The 17,883-nt window shown below is 66.0% G+C and carries 19 protein-coding genes; 8 read left to right on the top strand and 11 right to left on the bottom strand.

Annotated features, from left to right (window positions below; genetic code table 11):
- Positions 1 to 377 precede the first annotated feature (377 nt).
- Complete coding sequence (locus IB255_RS25495; protein ID WP_081518591.1) at positions 378 to 1,724, top strand: nucleobase:cation symporter-2 family protein; 1,347 nt, start codon at positions 378 to 380, stop codon at positions 1,722 to 1,724.
- An 89-nt stretch (positions 1,725 to 1,813) separates the two neighbouring features.
- Here IB255_RS25495 and IB255_RS25490 read toward each other — a convergent pair whose 3' ends face one another.
- Positions 1,814 to 3,031, bottom strand: coding sequence for a methyl-accepting chemotaxis protein (locus IB255_RS25490; protein ID WP_412548137.1), 1,218 nt, complete (start codon positions 3,029 to 3,031; stop codon positions 1,814 to 1,816).
- Positions 3,032 to 3,521: 490 nt separating this feature from the next.
- Positions 3,522 to 3,863 carry a hypothetical protein gene (locus IB255_RS25485; RefSeq protein ID WP_081518593.1) on the bottom strand — a complete coding sequence of 114 codons (342 nt, stop codon included), beginning with the start codon at positions 3,861 to 3,863 and terminating at the stop codon, positions 3,522 to 3,524.
- Positions 3,864 to 4,054: 191 nt separating this feature from the next.
- On the opposite strand from IB255_RS25485, the gene dusA reads away from it, so the two are divergent.
- Positions 4,055 to 5,059 (top strand): tRNA dihydrouridine(20/20a) synthase DusA, encoded by a 1,005-nt coding sequence (dusA, locus tag IB255_RS25480; RefSeq protein WP_081518594.1) that lies wholly within the window; start codon positions 4,055 to 4,057, stop codon positions 5,057 to 5,059.
- A 62-nt stretch (positions 5,060 to 5,121) separates the two neighbouring features.
- A complete protein-coding gene (tal, locus tag IB255_RS25475) occupies positions 5,122 to 6,042 on the top strand; it encodes a transaldolase (RefSeq protein WP_081518595.1) in 921 nt (306 codons plus the stop codon).
- A gap of 74 nt (positions 6,043 to 6,116) precedes the next feature.
- Here the strand turns inward: tal and rssC are convergent, their stop codons facing one another.
- The 4 genes from rssC to IB255_RS25455 all read right to left on the bottom strand — a co-directional run bounded on the left by rssC (position 6,117) and on the right by IB255_RS25455 (position 9,552).
- Positions 6,117 to 6,599: an anti-sigma factor antagonist RssC gene (rssC, locus tag IB255_RS25470; protein ID WP_017517513.1), complete on the bottom strand. Its 483-nt coding sequence runs from the start codon at positions 6,597 to 6,599 to the stop codon at positions 6,117 to 6,119.
- A complete protein-coding gene (gene rssB, locus IB255_RS25465; RefSeq protein ID WP_081518596.1) occupies positions 6,596 to 7,780 on the bottom strand; it encodes a two-component system response regulator RssB in 1,185 nt (394 codons plus the stop codon). The genes rssC and rssB overlap by 4 nt, the downstream gene beginning before the upstream one ends.
- A 181-nt stretch (positions 7,781 to 7,961) precedes the next feature.
- A complete protein-coding gene (locus tag IB255_RS25460) occupies positions 7,962 to 8,666 on the bottom strand; it encodes a VacJ family lipoprotein (protein ID WP_081518597.1) in 705 nt (234 codons plus the stop codon).
- Between the two features lie 169 nt (positions 8,667 to 8,835).
- On the bottom strand, positions 8,836 to 9,552 hold the full coding sequence (locus IB255_RS25455) for a UTRA domain-containing protein (protein ID WP_081518598.1): 717 nt from the start codon (positions 9,550 to 9,552) through the stop codon (positions 8,836 to 8,838).
- A 112-nt stretch (positions 9,553 to 9,664) separates the two neighbouring features.
- Here IB255_RS25455 and IB255_RS25450 point away from each other — a divergent pair, with 112 nt between their 5' ends.
- From IB255_RS25450 to IB255_RS25440, 3 genes are all read left to right on the top strand, one after another.
- Positions 9,665 to 10,408: a phosphatase gene (locus tag IB255_RS25450; protein ID WP_081518599.1), complete on the top strand. Its 744-nt coding sequence runs from the start codon at positions 9,665 to 9,667 to the stop codon at positions 10,406 to 10,408.
- Complete coding sequence (locus IB255_RS25445) at positions 10,405 to 10,986, top strand: phosphonate degradation HD-domain oxygenase (RefSeq protein ID WP_081518600.1); 582 nt, start codon at positions 10,405 to 10,407, stop codon at positions 10,984 to 10,986. The genes IB255_RS25450 and IB255_RS25445 overlap by 4 nt, the downstream gene beginning before the upstream one ends.
- 78 nt (positions 10,987 to 11,064) lie before the next feature.
- The gene (locus IB255_RS25440) at positions 11,065 to 11,328 is read left to right on the top strand and encodes a DUF4404 family protein (RefSeq protein ID WP_081518601.1); all 264 of its coding nucleotides are present in this window, start codon (positions 11,065 to 11,067) and stop codon (positions 11,326 to 11,328) included.
- An 83-nt stretch (positions 11,329 to 11,411) separates the two neighbouring features.
- Here the strand turns inward: IB255_RS25440 and queF are convergent, their stop codons facing one another.
- The 5 genes from queF to IB255_RS30960 form a co-directional block, all read right to left on the bottom strand.
- Entirely contained in the window at positions 11,412 to 12,242 is an 831-nt protein-coding gene (queF, locus tag IB255_RS25435) for an NADPH-dependent 7-cyano-7-deazaguanine reductase QueF (RefSeq protein ID WP_081518602.1), read from the bottom strand.
- A 145-nt stretch (positions 12,243 to 12,387) separates the two neighbouring features.
- The gene (locus tag IB255_RS25430) at positions 12,388 to 13,095 is read right to left on the bottom strand and encodes a copper resistance protein B (RefSeq protein ID WP_081518603.1); all 708 of its coding nucleotides are present in this window, start codon (positions 13,093 to 13,095) and stop codon (positions 12,388 to 12,390) included.
- A gap of 9 nt (positions 13,096 to 13,104) precedes the next feature.
- Positions 13,105 to 14,778, bottom strand: a complete 1,674-nt coding sequence (locus IB255_RS25425; protein ID WP_081518604.1) for a copper resistance system multicopper oxidase — start codon at positions 14,776 to 14,778, stop codon at positions 13,105 to 13,107.
- 14 nt (positions 14,779 to 14,792) lie between these two features.
- Positions 14,793 to 15,344 (bottom strand): plastocyanin/azurin family copper-binding protein, encoded by a 552-nt coding sequence (locus tag IB255_RS25420; protein ID WP_081518605.1) that lies wholly within the window; start codon positions 15,342 to 15,344, stop codon positions 14,793 to 14,795.
- A 171-nt stretch (positions 15,345 to 15,515) separates the two neighbouring features.
- Positions 15,516 to 15,647: a co-regulatory protein PtrA N-terminal domain-containing protein gene (locus IB255_RS30960; RefSeq protein ID WP_263866059.1), complete on the bottom strand. Its 132-nt coding sequence runs from the start codon at positions 15,645 to 15,647 to the stop codon at positions 15,516 to 15,518.
- A 126-nt stretch (positions 15,648 to 15,773) separates the two neighbouring features.
- Here IB255_RS30960 and IB255_RS25415 point away from each other — a divergent pair, with 126 nt between their 5' ends.
- The gene (locus IB255_RS25415; RefSeq protein ID WP_081518606.1) at positions 15,774 to 16,454 is read left to right on the top strand and encodes a heavy metal response regulator transcription factor; all 681 of its coding nucleotides are present in this window, start codon (positions 15,774 to 15,776) and stop codon (positions 16,452 to 16,454) included.
- Positions 16,451 to 17,767, top strand: a complete 1,317-nt coding sequence (locus IB255_RS25410; RefSeq protein ID WP_081518607.1) for a heavy metal sensor histidine kinase — start codon at positions 16,451 to 16,453, stop codon at positions 17,765 to 17,767. Before IB255_RS25415 ends, IB255_RS25410 begins: the two co-directional genes overlap by 4 nt.
- Positions 17,768 to 17,883: the final 116 nt, after the last annotated feature.

The raw sequence follows: 17,883 nt of genomic DNA, 5'->3' as shown, positions 1-17,883 counted from the left end.
ACCGCACCTTCGGGTGCGGTTTTTTTATGCCCGCAGATCGGCATTTCCCTGCAGGAGCGGGCCATGCCCGCGATCGCCCGCATGGCGCTCCTACAGGTTGGGCCGAATGCTGAAACAAAAAATGTAGTCCACTCGACCAATGGCTACAGAATTACCGAAGCCAGGAAACATGCGGCCTAGAGCCATGCAGCACCATGGAGACAAAACGTGACCGACGAGTTGTATACAAAAATCGATTGAACGTAATACACATCGCGTTTATAAAGTCCCGCACCGCTTCACCCGCTCGGCCCCGGGGGTGAGATCGGCCAGTACTTCCCGGTTGTCGTGCCCGTCCGGCAACCAGCGACTGACAACAATAAAAACCGAGGTGTTGCATGTCCGTGGTAACTGAGCGCTCCCATACCGGCTCGCCCGTCGACCAGCGTTTGCCCTTGCTGCAACTGCTGCTGGTCGGCTTCCAGCACGTTCTCCTGATGTATGGCGGCGCCGTCGCCGTCCCGCTGATCGTCGGCCAGGCCGCCGGTCTCTCCCGCGAAGAAATCGCCTTCCTGATCAACGCCGACCTGCTGGTCGCCGGCATCGCCACGCTCGTGCAATCGCTCGGCATCGGCCCGGTGGGCATCCGCATGCCGGTGATGATGGGCGCCAGCTTCGCCGCCGTCGGCAGCATGGTGGCCATGGCCGGGATGCCCGGCGTGGGCATGACCGGCATCTTCGGCGCCACCATCGCCGCGGGGTTCTTCGGCATGGTCATCGCGCCGTTCATGAGCCGCATCGTGCGCTTCTTCCCGCCCCTGGTGACCGGCACCGTGATCACCTCCATCGGCATGTGCCTGTTCCCGGTGGCGATCAACTGGGCCGGTGGCGGCAAGGCAGCCGCCAATTTCGGCGCCATCGAATACCTCGCCCTGTCGTCCTTCGTGCTGGCGGTGATCCTGCTGATCAACCGCTTCATGAAGGGCTTCTGGGTCAACGTCTCTGTGCTGATCGGCATGCTGCTGGGCTACATCATCGGCGCCAGCATGGGCATGGTCAGCCTGGACGGCATCGAGCAGCGCCCGTGGTTCGACGTGGTCACTCCGCTGCATTTCGGCACGCCGGAGTTCCACCTCGCCCCGGTGCTGTCCATGTGCCTGGTGGTGGTGATTATCTTCGTCGAGTCCACCGGCATGTTCCTCGCGCTGGGCAAGATCACCGAGACCGAAATCTGCCCCAACCGCCTGCGCCGCGGCCTGCTGTGCGACGCCGGCGCATCGTTCATCGCCGGCTTCATGAACACCTTCACCCATTCCTCGTTCGCCCAGAACATCGGCCTGGTGCAGATGACCGGCGTGCGCAGCCGCTATGTCACCGCCGCCGCCGCGCTGTTCCTGATCGCCCTGTCGCTGCTGCCCAAGGCCGCCTTCCTGGTCGCCTCGATCCCGCCGGCGGTGCTGGGTGGTGCCGGTATCGCCATGTTCGGCATGGTCGCCGCCAGCGGCATTCGCATCCTCCACGAAGCGGACATCGTCGACCGCCGCAACCAGCTGCTGGTGGCGGTGAGCATTGGCATGGGAATGGTGCCGGTGGTGCGCCCGGACTTCTTCGCCGCCCTGCCCCAGTGGATGGAGCCGATCACCCACAGCGGCATCGCGATGACCGCGATCTGGGCCGTGGTGCTGAACATCCTCTTCAACATCCTCGGCGAACAAGGTCGCGACGCCCTCTGCGGGCATCACTGAGTCCCTTTCGCGGGCGTCTCCCGGACGCCCGCACCAAGCCGCGTCCAACTCCTCGCGGCTTTTTTTCGCCTGCGATTCGGCTTTGGGTCTCAGGCCTCCGGCCGGTAACCCAGACGCAACCCACCCCATTGGCGCCCGCGCACGTAAATCGGCACAGACAGGTCATGCATCAACTCGCCGGTATCGCGGCAGTAGGTCTGTAGCAGCATCGGTTGGTTGTGGCTGCCGCAGCGCACGCCGGTACGGTCGTTGAACAGGCGCTTGCTGCGGCTCTTGAGCATGTCCACCTGCAGGTCGCCGCTCGGCGGATGGCTGAACGCCTGGTTGTGCGTAGGTACATAACCCTCGGCGGTACAGGCGATGGCGAACACCAGCCCTTCGTGGCGTTGCAGCAGGTCTTCCTGGATGCGCGGCAGCACCTCGTCGGTGTAGCGGTCGAAGCGCGTGCGGAACTTCTGCGGACGGGTGCCGGGCATCGGCTGATAGTCACGGTCGAACAGGTCGTCGAAGCCGATCCGGCCGTTCTCCATGTCCGTCTCGAACTTCGCGCCGATGGCCTGGGCGCCGGCACGGGCGAGGTCGTAGGCGCGCTGGTGATAGTCGTCCAGTGCCACCTCGGCGAGACGCTCGCTGATGGTCTCTGCCTGGCTTTCCAGCTGCATCGCGGCATCGGCCAGACGGTGGGTCTGCTCGTCGCTGGCGCGCAAGTCGCCGCGCACCTGCTCGACGGCGGCGAACAGGCTGTCCAGCTGGTTGCGGTTGATCTCCGCACCCTCGGCGATCTCGGTGATCTGGGTTTCCACGGTGGCGGCCAACCCGGCGATATCCTGCAACTGGCGGCCGGTGCTCTCCACCTGACTGACGCCCAGGCCCAGGTCATCGGTAAGCTGGCGAATCTGCTCCACCACCTCGCCGGTCTGGCGCTGGATATCCTCGATCATCTGCCCCACCTCGTCGGTAGCCTCGGCGGTGCGCCCGGCGAGCCCGCGAACCTCCTCGGCCACCACGGCGAAGCCACGGCCGTGCTCCCCTGCCCGCGCCGCCTCGATGGCCGCGTTGAGGGCCAGCAGGTTGGTCTGGCTGGCGATGGACTGGATCACCTGGGTGACGCGCTGGATATCCTCGCTGCGCGCATTCAGGGTCTCGATCAGCGCACGGCTGGCACTGGCGCGCTGGCTCAGTTGGCGCATGCAATCGATGGCCGCCTGCAGTTCGCTGCGCCCGCTATCACTGCCAGCACGAGCGAGCGTGGCGGCCTCCTTCGCCTGGCGCGCGAGATTCGAGGTAGCCCGCTCGGTGTGGATCATCACTTCGGCGCTACCGACGATCTGCTCGGCGGCCACCACCTGGGATTCCAGCTTTTCCACCAGCCGCTGCACCGAGAAGGACACGCCGGCGGCGGACAAAGCATTGCGACTGGTGCCCTGGGACAGCTCGCGGGTCAACTCGGCGACGTCCGGCAGCACCGCCAGCGCGCCAGCAGGTGCCGCCCGCTCGGGGACGAACCACGGCCCCCAGAGCAGTATCGCGGCAAGCAGCAGGCACACAGACAACGGCCAGCCGCCCAGCGCCTGGGCAATGAACAGCAGCACCAGGCCGCAAGTCTGCAGGGTAAGAATGAGGACGATACGCGGGCGCGCGATATCCATGGCAACAGCTCTCTTCTGGCGGGCCCTGCCGCTGCGCAGCGCGGGCACGCTGCCGGGGAACCCGATTATTCTTGTCAGAGCCATTAGGCCGCCTGCTGCACCCGGCGGCTATCGTTCCTTAGTGGTAGACGAGGCGCTGCTTGAGTCGCTACAGGCAGCTGCGCGCTGCCAGGGTGATCGCATCGTCCGGGCTCGGCGCACTGCGTCGATAGAGCACGACATCACTGCCCTTGTCCGCCGCCGTCGTCTCCAGCAGCACTTCGGCGGTATCACCCGAGGCGGCCGGCGCCAGCAGCCGATAGCCGAAACGGATTTCCTTCACCGCCGCCGAAGGGCGTATAGCCTGCCATTTTGGCAGCAGGCAGGTCATGTAGACCGAGGGCGACTTGCCGCTCTCGAGCCGCAATGCCGGCGCCTCCTCCTTAAGCTTGCCCGGCGAGGAACAGGCGGCCAGCAGGATCAGCGGCAGCGTCAACAATAGGGGTTTCATCGAGTGAGATCCTTCTGTCAGGAACCCAGAGGGTAGCAGTTGTATCGATGCGGACCGCCCGACCAGGTCAAGCCGACGGCAGACCGCCTGCCGGTTTCCGTGCGCGGCGCCGGCAACCCCGGTAAAATCTTTGCCCTTTCCGTCGGCGCGAGCGATTTCGCGCCCCTTGCGAAGCCAGATTCGACGTAACCATGACCACTGCCGCACCGACCGCCACCTCCCGCCCCGAGCCTTCCCGCCGCTTCTCCGTGGCGCCGATGATGGATTGGACTGACCGACACTGCCGGTACTTCCTGCGCCAGCTTTCCAGCCACGCGCTGCTCTACACGGAGATGGTCACCACCGGCGCCGTGCTGCACGGTGATGCCGCGCGCTTCCTGCGCCACGACGAATGCGAGCACCCGCTGGCGCTGCAACTGGGCGGCAGCATCCCGGCGGACCTGGCGGCCGCGGCGAAACTGGCCGAGGAAGCGGGCTACGACGAGGTGAACCTGAACGTCGGCTGCCCCAGCGACCGCGTGCAGAACAACATGATCGGGGCCTGCCTGATGGGCCATCCGGCCCTGGTAGCGGATTGCGTGAAGGCCATGCGTGACGCGGTATCGATCCCGGTGACGGTCAAGCACCGCATCGGCATCAACGGTCGTGACAGCTATGAAGAGCTCTGCGACTTCGTCGGCCAGGTGCGCGACGCCGGCTGCCGCAGCTTCACCGTGCATGCGCGCATCGCCATCCTCGAAGGCCTGTCGCCCAAGGAAAACCGCGAAATCCCGCCGCTGCGCTACGACATCGCCGCGCAGCTCAAGCGCGACTTCGCAGAGTTGGAGATCGTCCTCAACGGCGGCATCAAGACCCTGGAGGAATGCCGCGAGCACCTGCAGGTGTTCGACGGCGTGATGCTCGGCCGCGAGGCGTACCACAACCCCTACCTGCTGGCCCAGGTGGACGCCGCGCTGTACGGGTCCCAGGAACCGGCCATCACCCGCGCCGAGGCCTTGGCGCGGATGCGTCCGTACATCGAGCGGCACATCGCCGAGGGTGGCGCGATGCACCACGTAACCCGCCACGTGCTCGGCCTGGCCCAGGGATTCCCAGGGGCGCGACGCTTCCGCCAGCTGCTCTCGGTGGACGTTCACAAGACCAAGGATTCCCTCGGACTGCTCGATCAGGCCGGAGAACTTCTCGCCGGTCACTGAGTCCCGTTGAGTGGCGCATCGGCCTCGGGTAAGGTCGATGCACTCTCTACGGAAGACGCGCCATGACCTCCAAGCTGGAACAACTCAAGCAGTACACTACGGTTGTCGCCGATACCGGCGATTTCGACGCCATTGCCCGCCTGAAGCCGGTGGATGCCACCACCAACCCGTCGCTACTGCTGAAGGCCGCCGCCCTGCCCCGCTACACCGAGCACCTGGCTCGCGCCACCGAAGGCGCGCAGGGTGACGCTGGCCTGGCCTGCGACCGCTTCGCCGTCGCCGTGGGCAAGGACATCCTGGGCGTGATTCCGGGGCGCATCTCCACCGAAGTGGACGCCCGCCTATCCTTCGATACCGAAGCCACGCTGCAGCGCGCCCATCGCCTGATCGAGCTGTACGACCAGCAGGGCATCGGCCGCGATCGCGTGCTGATCAAGATCGCCTCCACCTGGGAAGGCATCCGCGCCGCCGAGCAGCTGGAGCGCGAAGGCATCCAGACCAACCTGACCCTGCTGTTCTCCTTCGCCCAGGCTGCGGCCTGCGCCGACGCCGGCGTATTCCTGATCTCGCCCTTCGTCGGGCGCATCTATGACTGGTACAAGAAGGCCAACAACCGCGACTACGTGGGCGCGGAAGATCCAGGCGTGCAGTCGGTCTCGCGCATCTATCGCTACTACAAGGCCAACGGTTACGAGACCGTGGTGATGGGCGCCAGCTTCCGCAACCTCGGACAGATCGAGCAGCTCGCCGGCTGCGACCGCCTGACCATCAGCCCGGACCTGCTGCAACAGTTGGCCGACGCCGAAGGCGAACTGCCGCGCGCTTTGCAGCCGGGCGGCGGCGAAGCCCGCCAGGTGCTGGACGAGAGTGCCTTCCGCTGGCAGATGAACGAAGACGCCATGGGCACCGAGAAGCTCGCCGAAGGCATCCGCCTGTTCGCCCGCGACCAGGAGAAGCTCGAGGCGCTGCTCGCCGGCCGCTGATCGCGGCAAATGCTGTAGACGAGCAAAAGCAAACCGGCGCCCCAGGGCGCCGGTTTGCATTGGAGCTCATCGAATCAGTGGCGCTCGAGTGCGCTCACCAGATCATGGAAGGCCTCGCGGTTGGTCTCGTTCAGGCCCATCAGGATACGGTGGGCTTCGAGCACCTTGCCGCGCACCACCTCCTCGGACTGGTCCTGGGGAGGCAGATCGGTCAGGCAATCCGAGCACGGGATCGGGCGATCGACGATGTTGAACACCTGATCGAAGCCCATCGATTGCAGCAGCCGGGTAATGTCCGCGTTGGTGGTGACCAGCGTGGGCAACAGACCGACCTTCTGCCGCGAGAGAATGGACAGCTTCGCCAGGAGGCCCAGCGTGGTGCTGTCGATGCTCTGGGTTTCCGTGAGATCGATGATGATCGCCGAGAAATTCAACGCGGCGAAAATTTTTTCAATGGTGGCATCCAGCGCCGAACACAGGGTCAGTCGGACTTCGCCCACAAACTTCAGGACAAATGAGCCATCCTGCTCGGCGAACTGGATTTTACCGGTACTCATGCAAGGTTCCTGCTCAACACCAGCAAGGCAATATCATCCGGCATCTCGGACAACTTGGCCAGTCCGAAGACTTGACGCAGGCCATCGAGGGTTCCGCCGGCGGCGACGACCTGTTCGGGCAGGGCCGTCTCCTTTTCCTTCAGCGTAGCTCCCGGAAGGACGTCGAGAATGCCGTCCGAGAACAGGGAAAGGCTGAAGGACTTGGGTAGATCGAGGACATGATCCTCGTAAGTCGCTTCGTCGAACAGCCCCACCGGCAGGCCACGGCCTTCCAGGTAGCGGGCTTCGCCGTCGACATAAAGCACAGGCAGCGGCAGGTGACCGCCGATGCTGTAGGTCAGACGGTCGGTATCCAGGTCGATCACGCCACCCAGCATGGTCACGTGCTTGCCCAGGTTGCAGTTGATCAACCCGCGGTTGATATGGCCGAGAACGTCCGACGGCTTGAACTCCGGCAACATGTCGTTGCGCTTGGACTCGTACAGCAGCCGCGTGGTCATGAACTTCAGCAGCACGGTGACGAAGGCCGACGAAGCACCATGGCCGGAAACGTCGGCCAGGTAGAAGCCGATGCGACGGGCGTCCACGCGGAAGTAGTCGACGAAATCGCCCGACAGATACAGCGACGGGATGATCTGGTGGGAGAAGGCCAGGCCCTCGGATTCCCACGGCGTCTCCGGCAGCATGTTCATCTGCACCTGGCGACCGGCGTTCTGGTCTTCCTGGAGCAGGTTCAGGCTGGCCTGCAGCTCACGATTGGCTGTTTCCAGCTTTTCGCGGTAGCGGCGGTTTTCCGAGCGCAGGTAGGCGCGATCCAGAGCACGGCGAACCGAGTGCTCCAGGACGGCGAGGTCTTCCAGCGGCTTGATCAGGTAGTCGGCGGCGCCCAGGCGCAGGGCCTCGACGGCGTCGCTCATGACGCCGGCACCGGACAGCACGATCACCGGGGTTTCCACCGCCATCTCGCTGACGCGACGGATCAGCTCGAGGCCGTCCATCTGCGGCATGCGCAGATCGCAGATCACCAGATCGGGGAGTTCGTGTTCGAAGACTTTCAGGCCTTCCAGGCCGTTGGTGGCCTGTGTGACCTTGAATCCGCTGTCTTCCAGGTAGGCGGCGAGGCTTTCGCGGACGACGTCGTCGTCATCGATAATCAGCAGCGAGGCACTGGCTTTGTGCATGGGTCATCCAGGCAAACGGCGCCGGGGTTGTGGTTTGGCGCTCATTCTAGGGAACAGCGGCGCGGGTCGGTCGCGACAAGGCGCAGACACTACTCCCATCCGCTCAAGGGTTCAAGCAGGCGCCGCCCGCACCACGAATGGCGCGGGCTGGAGGACAGGAGGGACCTGCGTGCAAGGCCGATCAGAAGTCGTCTTCGACCTCGCCGTCCTTGACCTTGAACTCGCGGTTCTGCAGGTAGGCGTTGCGGATGAAGGTGTACTTGTCGCCGCTGATCAGCTTCTCGGACTTGAGCAGGTCGGCACGGGTGTCGACCACGTCCACGGCACGCATGCTGTTACGAACCGGCACGTTGTCGATGTACGGATAAGGTCCGGTGTAGGAGTCCGGGATCAGCGAAGGCGCATCGCGCAGCGTGCTCGGGCCGAGCAGCGGCAGCATCACGTAGGGGCCGCTGCCCACGCCGTAATGGCCGAGGGTCTGGCCGAAGTCTTCGTCGTTGCGGCGCAGGCCCATGTGGGTGGCCACGTCGATGAAGCCGGCCAGGCCGAAGGTGGTGTTGAACAGCAGGCGGCTGGTGTCGACGCCGGCATCGCGGAACTTCAACTGCAGCAGGTCGTTGACCAGGTTCTTCACGTCACCGATGTTGCCGAAGAAGTTGTGCACGCCATCCTGCACGACGTTCGGGGTGACGTACTGGTAACCCTGGGCCAGCGGCTTGAGGGCGTAGGTGTCCAGGGTGTCGTTGAAGGTGAAGATCGGACGGTTGATGCTTTCCCACGGGTCGTCTTCGCTGGCGGCTTGCGCCAGGAAGGGAATGGTGGCCAGGCCGGCGGCGGCGAGCAGGCTGAAGCAGCGTTTCGTCCATTGGACGCCTAGTGGGCGCATCGGGAATTCTCCAGTGAATGTGAATCGGGCCAGCCATGGCGGCCCCGCTATGCGGGCAGATTATATAGAGGCGCAACGGTTTTGCAGACCCGGACCGAACTCGCAGGATTTCGATTCAGGGGCGTGGGGTGCCGTTTCGCTTGCTTGCAGTTGAAAGCATAGTGCCACTTCAGTCGGGATACCGTGCGTCGATGACAATTTCCAGCGCATCGGAACGCCAGAACTCCTGGTCCCACTCCACCAGCCTGCCGCCCTCGACATAGCTGGCGCGTTCCACGTAGAGCCCCGGCGAGCCCGGCGTCAATTGCAGCGGCGTCGCCCGCGCCTCCACCAACGCCGTGGAGTGCATGGCCAGCTCGGAGCGCGACAGGCTCAACCCCAGCTCCTCGCGCAGCACGCGGGTGAGCGAGGTATCCAGCCCGTGATCGAGCAGGCCGGGGCACCAGCAGGCGTCCAGGGTGATTTCCTCGAGCATCACCGGCCGCTCGTCAACCCAGCGGCGGCGCAGTATGTGGAATACCTCGGCCTCTTCGTCCAGCCCCATGCGGCGCGCCAGGGCCGGCCCGGCGGCGCGGCGCTCGGCGGCCAGGACCTCGGTGCGCGGTACGCGGCCCTGGGCCTCGACGTAATCCATGAAGCCCGTGGTGCGAGTCGGGTTGTAGCGGATGCGCGGTGGCGAGACGAACCAGCCGCGGCGGTTCTCGCGGTACAGCACGCCCTCGGTCTCCAGTTGCTGCAGCGCCTCGCGCAGGGTCACGCGGGTGCAGCCGAAGCGCTCGGCCAACTCGCGCTCGGCGGGCAGGCGCTGGCTCAGGGTGGCATTGGCGATGTCCTGCGCCAGCTGGTCACGGATGCGCAGGTAATGAGGCGTGGGTTCGACCGGCATGGGCGTCTTCCGCAAAAAGGCGCGGCGATTATAGCGACATGGCGCCGGACTTCATCGGACCGTCACATTGGCCCGCTAGTCTGGCCTAGACCAATTATCAGAAAAGCCCACCATGCCTGCGACCGCCGACCTTCCGCGCTTCACCTCCCTGCTGTTCGGACTGTCGGGCGACCTGGTGGACTTCGGCGCAAGGACGCTGCCGGTTGCCCTGCAACGCACCTGCCCCGATTGTCCGCCGGAGCGCCTGACCAGTGCCCTCGCCCTGCCCCCGCAGGATGCGCTGGACCTTGCCCTGGGCCGCTGCGCCGAGCCGCAGGAGCGCAACCGCTTCCAGGCCGCCCTGGACGACGCCGCCCAGGCCCACGCCGAGGCCACTCCCGGCGCCCTGGACGCCCTGCAGACGTTGCACCAGCGCGGCGTGCCCTGCGCCTGGCTCGATGAGCTGCCCAACGCCACCACGCTGCACCTGGCCGCTGCCCTGGATGATCGCCTCGCCACCGGCCTGGACATCGCCGGGCGCCAATGGCCCGCACCGGACTCCTGCTGGCAGGCGCTGATGCAGCTGGACAGCCCGCACCTGGACGGCTGCGTGCTGGTCAGCGGCCAGCCGCGCCTGCTCCAGGCGGGGCTCAACGCCGGCCTGTGGACCATAGGCCTGGCCGCCAGCGGGCCTCTTTGCGGCCACGCACCGGGGGACTGGGACGCCCTCGGCAACCTCGACCGCGACCGCCTGCGCGCGCAGGCAACGCTGGGCCTGTACCGCCTCGGCGTGCATTCGGTCATCGATCACCTGGGCGAGCTGGATTCCTGCCTGCAGGACATCGCCGGCCGCCGCCTGAAAGGAGAAAAGCCATGAAGCACGAACGCCACCGTTTCCTCGACGAGCTGGCCGAGCGCTTCGCCAGCCACGGCGCCGAGCCTTATGGCGAAGCTGTCAGCCAGGCCGAGCACGCACTCCAGTGCGCCACCCTGGCCGAGCGCGCCGGTTGCTCCGACAGCCTGGTGATCGCCGCCCTGCTCCACGACATCGGCCACCTCTATGAAGACCCGCAGTTGATCGACGAACAGGACCAGCGCCACGAGGAGTTCGGCGCCCAACTGCTGCGCGAACTGCTGCCCGAATCCGTCTGGCAGCCGATTCGCCTGCACGTGGCCGCCAAGCGCTACCTCTGCGCGGTCGACCCGGCCTACCACGCCGGCCTGTCCTGGGCTTCGCGGCAGAGCCTGGCGCTGCAGGGTGGACCGTTCGATGAGCGCGGCTCCAGCGCCTTCCTCAACGCGCCTTTCTCCCAGGACGCGCTGACCCTGCGCCGGCTGGATGACCTGGGCAAGGACCCGGCCATGCGCACACCGGAGCTGGAGCACTTCTTCCCACTGCTCGAACGACTCCTGCGAATTGATCGGCATCAGGCAAGGGTGCGCGCGGCGAGTTAAGCTCAAAGGCATGGCGATGGACCTTTTCCCCGCCGGGCGAGGTCCATCTTTGGGTACGTACCGCAGAAGGACACCACCATGCCGACACAACGCCTCCAGGAAGAACTCCAGGCCCTGCGCGACCAGCTGGAACGTCAGCCGCCGCTGAACGCGGAAGAGCGCGAATCACTGCAAGCCCTGATCAAGGACATCGAGATGCAGCTGGCCAACGAAGAGGCGCTGGCCGACGAGACCCTGATGGACAACGTCAACCTGGCCGTGGAGCGCTTCGAGGCGAGCCATCCGACGCTGGCCGGCACGCTGCGCTCCATCGTGCAGAGCCTGGCGAACATGGGGATCTAATTGCCCCTGACAGACGCTCCCGACGTGAAAAACCCGGCCAAGGCCGGGTTTTTCGTATCCGCGTTTTACAGGCGCGCCGAGCGTTACTGGCGCACCAGCCGGCGATTGTCCGGCTGCACCGCTTCGCTGCTGCGATAGGGGTTGATGTCCAGCCCGCCACGACGCACGTAGCGCGCATAGACGGTCAGGCGGGTCGGTTGCAGCAGGCGCTGCAGGTCGAGGTAGATGCGCTCGACGCACTGCTCGTGGAAGTCCTGGTGCTGGCGGAAGGACACGACATAGGCCAGCAGGCTCGCGGCATCCAGCACCGGACCGCTGTATTCCACGACCAACGTGCCCCAGTCCGGCTGACCGGTGACCGGGCAGTTGGATTTGAGCAGGTGGCTGTAGAGCACTTCGTCGACACGGCGGGTGTCATCGCAGCGCAGCAGCTCCGGGCGCGGGTGGTCATAGCTCGCCACCGCGATGTCCAGGTCGTCGACACAGGTGCCCTCGATGACGGCCACGCCCTCGCCCGCCACTTCGTCCAACCCACGCACACGCACGCCCACCGGTGCGCCAGCAGCAGCGGACAGGTCGCGCTCCATCACCGCCCGCACGGCCTCGGCGTTGTCGAAGGCGGTCTGGTTCAGCGAGTTGAGGTAAAGCTTGAAGGACTTGGACTCGATGATGTTCGGCGACTGCGCCGGAATCGCGAATTCGCCGATGGCCACCACCGGCTTGCCCGATGCGGTGAGCCAGGACAACTCGTAGCAATTCCACAGGTCCACGCCCTGGTACGGCAGGGTCTGAGCGGTCAGGCCCAGCTCCGCCCACTTGGTGGTGCGGGAGATCGGGAACAGCAGCTCCGGCGCGTAGGTGGAGACGTATTCGCTGGATTTGCCCAGGGGCGAGTGTTCGGCGGGATGCTGCATGGGGATGACCTGCTGGATCGGCGATGCGGGTGGTGGCGCGAGGCGGCGAGTGTATACAAATCCGCCGGCCCTTTCAGCAGGCGGCGGACAAACCGGGCACTTAGGCGTGTAAGGCGTATGCCTTTGTAGGATGGCGTAGAGCCAATCAGAACCACATGCGCACACCGGCGACCCAGTACCCCTCCTCGTCGTCCTCGCCCTCCGCGCGGGCGAGGTCGCCGCTGCGGCCGTAGGTCTTGCTCCAGACGTAGCCGAAGTACGGCGCGAACTCCCGGCGCACTTCGTAGCGCAGGCGCAGGCCAGCCTCCAGTTCGCTGCCACCGGCGCCCACGCCGATGTCGCGGTCATCGGCCAGCGCCAGGTTGTATTCCAGCGAGGGTTCGAGGATCAGCCGCTGGGTCAGCAGCAGTTCGTACTCGGTTTCCAGGCGCAGGGATGGATCCCCACGCTCGCTGAGGAACAGGTTGGCGTCCACCTCGAACCACTGCGGCGCCAGGCCCTGGATACCCAGTACCGCATAACTGCGCGACGGTCCCGGCTGGTCGTCGTGGCGCACGCCCACCTGCCAGTCCCAGAAGTCCGCGACCATGCGCTGGTAGAGCAGCTGCACTTCGTTGTCGGTGGTCGGGCCGCCGGCGTCGCGCTCGCCTTCCAGTTTCAGGCGCAGCTTCTGGTAATCGGTGCCGTACCAGCCCTGGGCTTCCCAGCCCAGCGCCTGGTCGTTGCCGTGGAAGCGGCTTTCCAGGCGCTGGATCAGCAGCGAGCCCATGGGCATGTCGTCCATCTCGGCACTTTCGGCGGGCAAGGCCAGGCCCAGGGTCGCCGCGCAGGCCACCGTTGCTATGCGTTTCATGGCGGTTCCTCAGAGGCTGGCGCTGGCGGGAGCCGGCTCGACTATGACCTTGCGCATCATGCCGGCGGCCATGTGGTAGATCAGGTGGCAGTGGAAGGCCCATTCGCCCAGCGCATCGGCGGGCACGTCGACGTCCAGGGTGCTGCCCGGCGCCACGCTGACCACGTGCTTGAGCGGGTTGAAGCGACCGTTGCCCTTGTCCAGTTGCATCCACATGCCGTGCAGGTGCATGGGGTGAGTCATCATGGTGTCGTTGACGAAGCGGATGCGCACCCGCTCGCCGTAGGTCAGGCGGATCGGCTCGGCCTCGGAGTACTTCTTGCCGTCGATGGACCAGAAGTAGCGCTCCATGTTGCCGGTCAGGCGGAACTCGATGGTGCGGTCCGGCGCCCGGTAGTCGGCATAGGGGCGCATGGCCTTGAGGTCCGCATAGACCAGCAGACGATTGCCCGGCTCGGCCGGCTGCGGCGTCAGCCCGCTGCCCGGTGCGTAGTCGGACTTCGGCGCGGCCATGGCCGAGTGATCCATGCCCGTCATCTGCGAGTGGTCCATGCCGGCCATGCTGGAATGATCCATGCCGGACATATCCGCGGCCTCAGGGCCAGCCATCGCCATCCCGCCATGGTCCATGCCCTCGTGGCTCATGCCCATGTCGGCCATGGTCAGCAGTGGCCGCTCGCGCAGCGCCGGCACCTCGGCCTGCAACCCGGCGCGCGGGGTCAGGGTGGCGCGGGCGTAGCCGCTGCGGTCCATGGCCTCGGCGAAGAAGGTGTAGGCGCGATCCTCCTGCGGCTGGACTATCACATCGTAGGTCTCGGCCACGGCGATGCGCAGTTCGTCCACCGTCACCGGCTGCACGTCGTTGCCGTCGGCCTGCACCACGGTCATCTTCAGGCCGGGAATGCGCAGGTCGAAGTAGCTCATGCCCGAGCCGTTGATGATGCGCAGCCGCACCCGTTCGCCGGGCTTGAACAGGCCGGTCCAGTTCTGCTCGCTGTCCTGGCCGTTGACCAGGAAGCGGAAGCCGGCGATGTCGGCGATGTCCGTCGGCGTCATGCGCATGCCGCCCCAGTCCAGGCGGTCGCGCAGGGTCGCCATGAAGCCCTTGGCGCTGGAGTCGGCGATGAAGTCGCCGAGGGTGCGCTGGTTGCGGTTGTAGTAGTCGCTCTGTTTCTTCAGGTTGGCGAACACGGTTTCCGGGCGGGTGTCGTGCCAGTCGGCCAGCAGCAGGGTGAACTCGCGGTCGTAGCGGTATGGCTCGCGCGCCTTCGGCTCGATCACCAGCGGGCCGTAGAGTCCCTCGATCTCCTGGAAGTCGCTGTGGGCGTGGTACCAGTAGGTGCCGGACTGCCTCACCGTGAAGCGGTAGGTGAAGGTCTCGCCAGGCTTGATGCCGGGGAAGCTGATGCCCGGCACGCCATCCTGGGTGTAGGGCAGGATCAGCCCGTGCCAGTGCAGCGAGGTGTCGCGGTCGAGGGTGTTGGTGACGCGCAGCTCGACGTCCTCGCCCTCCTTGAAGCGCAGCTCCGGCGCAGGCGTGCGGCCATTCACCGTGAGCGCCTTGCGGGCGCCGTCGGACAGCTTCAGCTCGCCCTCGCCAATCGTCAGGTCATACACGCCCGCCTGCACCACCAACGGTGCCAGCAGCAACGCCCCCAGAGCCCACTCCCTTGCGCGGATCATCACGGCGCTCCCACTCAGGGCCTGACGGTCAGTTTGCCGACCATGCCGGCCTGGTAGTGCCCCGGAATGTTGCAGGCGAACTCCAGGCTGGTGGCCTTGCTGAAGGTCCAGGTCAGCTCGGCGGTCTTGCCCGGCTCCACCAGCACGCTGTTGGGGTCGTCGTGCTTCATCATCTGGCCCATCGGCTTATCGCCATGGCCCATCTTGCTGTGGTCCATCCGGCTCATGTCGTGCTGCATGCCGGTGGGGGTGAGCATCCCGGAATCCATCATCTGCTGCATTTCCTTCTGGTGGCCGGCGTGCATGGCCGCGCTGCCCAGGTTGAATTCGTGCAGCAGGCTGCCGGTGTTGTGGATGACGAAGCGCACAGTCTCGCCCGGCTTCACGTCGATGCTTTCGGGCTCGAAGAACATCTCGCCCAGCTTGATCTGCACGGTGCGGGTGGCCTGGGTGGCCTTGGCCGGCTGGCCGAAGTCGTAGGCGTGCCCGGCATCGGCCAGGACCGGCAGGCTGATGGCGGCGGCGAGGCCGAGGATGGAAGCTTGGAGCAGATGACGCAGGGACATGGCGACTCTCCTTCAGGGTCTGTGGCCATGCTCGCTGTCTGCGGCTGAGGACTAGCTGTCGGGAAGATTACAACTCTGTCAGCTTGGCGCTCGCCTGCCTGGCGCGAGGTATAAAGAGGGCGAAAAAAAGCCCGCCAGAGGGCGGGCAAGGGGCAGCACGATGAATCGGATTCAGCAGGCCTGGCGCACCGTCGCGGCCTGCTCCTGCATACGCTGGAAGGTGATATCCCCTCCCCCGTCAGCCCAGGCTGGCGTGGCGGGGAAGAACAGCACGGCAAACAGCGTGGAGATGATCAGGTGCATGGCGGGCTCCTCGATGGCGCTGGAAAATGAACACAGCGCCAGTCTGCAACGCCGACACTGTCAGTTCGCTGACCGCCCCATTACCCTGATGACAGCTGCGCCCCGAGCGCCACAAGGGATACCCGGATGAAACTTCTCATCGTCGAAGACGAACCGCGCATCGGCCAGTACCTGCAGCAGGGCCTGAGCGAGGCCGGCTTCGCCGTCGACCTGACCGCCGACGGCGACGAAGGCCTGCAACTGGCCCTGGCTGGCGAGCATGACCTGCTGATCCTCGATGTGATGCTGCCCGGCCGCGACGGCTGGCAGATCCTCCAGGCGCTGCGCCAGACCGGCAGCGCCGTGCCCGTGCTGTTCCTCACCGCCCGCGATGCCGTGGAAGACCGCGTGCGCGGCCTGGAACTGGGCGCCGACGACTACCTGGTGAAACCCTTCGCCTTCGTCGAACTGCTGGCCCGCGTGCGCACGCTGCTGCGCCGTGGCGGCCAGCAGATCCAGGAAACCACCCTACAACTGGCCGACCTCGAACTGGACCTGCTGCGCCGCCGCGTGCAGCGCGCCGGCAAGCGCATCGACCTGACCGCCAAGGAGTTTGCCCTGCTGGAGTTGCTGCTGCGCCGCAGCGGCGAGGTACTGCCCAAGTCGCTGATCGCCTCCCAGGTGTGGGACATGAATTTCGACAGCGACACCAACGTCATCGAAGTCGCCATCCGCCGTCTGCGCGCCAAGGTCGACGACGACTTCCCGCAGCGCCTGATCCACACCGTGCGCGGCATGGGCTACGTGCTGGAAGAGCGCGAAGCATGAGTGCGCGCCTGTCCCTCGGTCTGCGCCTGAGCCTGCTGTTCGCCGCCTGTACCGCTGCCGTGTCGCTGCTGGCCGGGATCATCTTCAGCCGCGCCAGCGAAGCGCACTTCATCGAACTCGACCACCAGTTGATGGCCGGCAAGCTGGCGATCTTCCGCGACGTACTGGGCGATGTTGGCGGCCCGCAGCAGCTGGCACCGCACACCGCCGAACTGCGCCGCGAACTGCGTCGCCACCCCGACCTCGGCCTGCGCCTGCAGGGCGCGGACGGCGCCACCTGGTTCGAGCAACGCCCGGCGATGAACATGGCCACCGGCGAGGAGCAGTCCTTCCGCGAACTGCAGGCCCCGCTGGACGCCGAGCAGCGCGACGGCGCGCAGCTGACGCTGATCCTCGACATCACCCACCACCAGCACTTCCTGCAGCGCATGCAACGGCTGATCTGGATGACCATGGGCCTCTCCGCCTTGGCGACCGCCCTGCTCGGCGCCTGGGCCGCCCGCGCCAGCCTGCGCCCGTTGCGACGCATGAGCGAGGTGGCGGCGCAGGTCAGCGCGCACTCGCTGACCACCCGCCTGGACGCCGGGCAGATGCCGCAGGAACTGCGCGGTCTGGCCGGCGAGCTGAACGCCATGCTGGCGCGCCTGGAAGAGGCCTTCCAGCGTCTGTCGGCGTTCTCCGCCGACATCGCCCACGAGCTGCGCACGCCGCTGACCGGGCTACTGACCCAGACCCAGGTGGTGCTGTCGCGCACGCGCAGCCTGGAGGACTATCGCGAGGCGCTGCATGGCAACCTGGAGGAGCTGGAACGGCTCACCGCGATGGTCAACGACATGCTGTTCCTGGCCAAGGCCGACCACGGCCTGCTTGCCCCCAGCAGCCAGCCACTGGCGCTGGCCGGTGAGGTAGACGAACTGCTGGAGTTCTACGGGCCGCTGGCCGAGGAGAAGTCCATCCGCCTGGAGCGCGACGGCGAGCTGTCGGTACAGGGCGACCGGGCACTGCTGCGCCGGGTGCTGGCCAACCTGCTGGACAACGCCCTGCGCTTCACCCCGGATGGCGGGCAGATTCGCGTGCGCCTGGAGCCGGGCCGCCTGAGCGTGGAGAACCCGGGACGGGAGATTCCCGCCGAGCGTCTGCCACGCCTGTTCGACCGTTTCTACCGCGCCGACCCGGCCCGCCGCGAAGGCCAGGGCGAACATGCCGGGTTGGGGCTGGCGATCTGCCGCTCCATCGTCCGCGCCCATGGCGGGGAGATTCGCTGCGAGTCGGCGCAGGGGTGGACACGCTTCGTCATCGAATTCCCGCAATAACGCTTTTCGTAGAAGCAAGCTTGCTCGCGAACATAAATTCCGGCGTTGGCAGGTCCGCCCTACGAAAAACAGAAAAGCAAAAGGCCCCAACCGGGGCCTTTTTCATCAGCGCAACA

This window comes from Pseudomonas sp. PDM22 (assembly GCF_014851965.1).
In the GTDB taxonomy this organism is placed as follows: Bacteria; Pseudomonadota; Gammaproteobacteria; order Pseudomonadales; family Pseudomonadaceae; genus Pseudomonas.
This window is presented reverse-complemented; position numbering and strand designations above follow the sequence as displayed.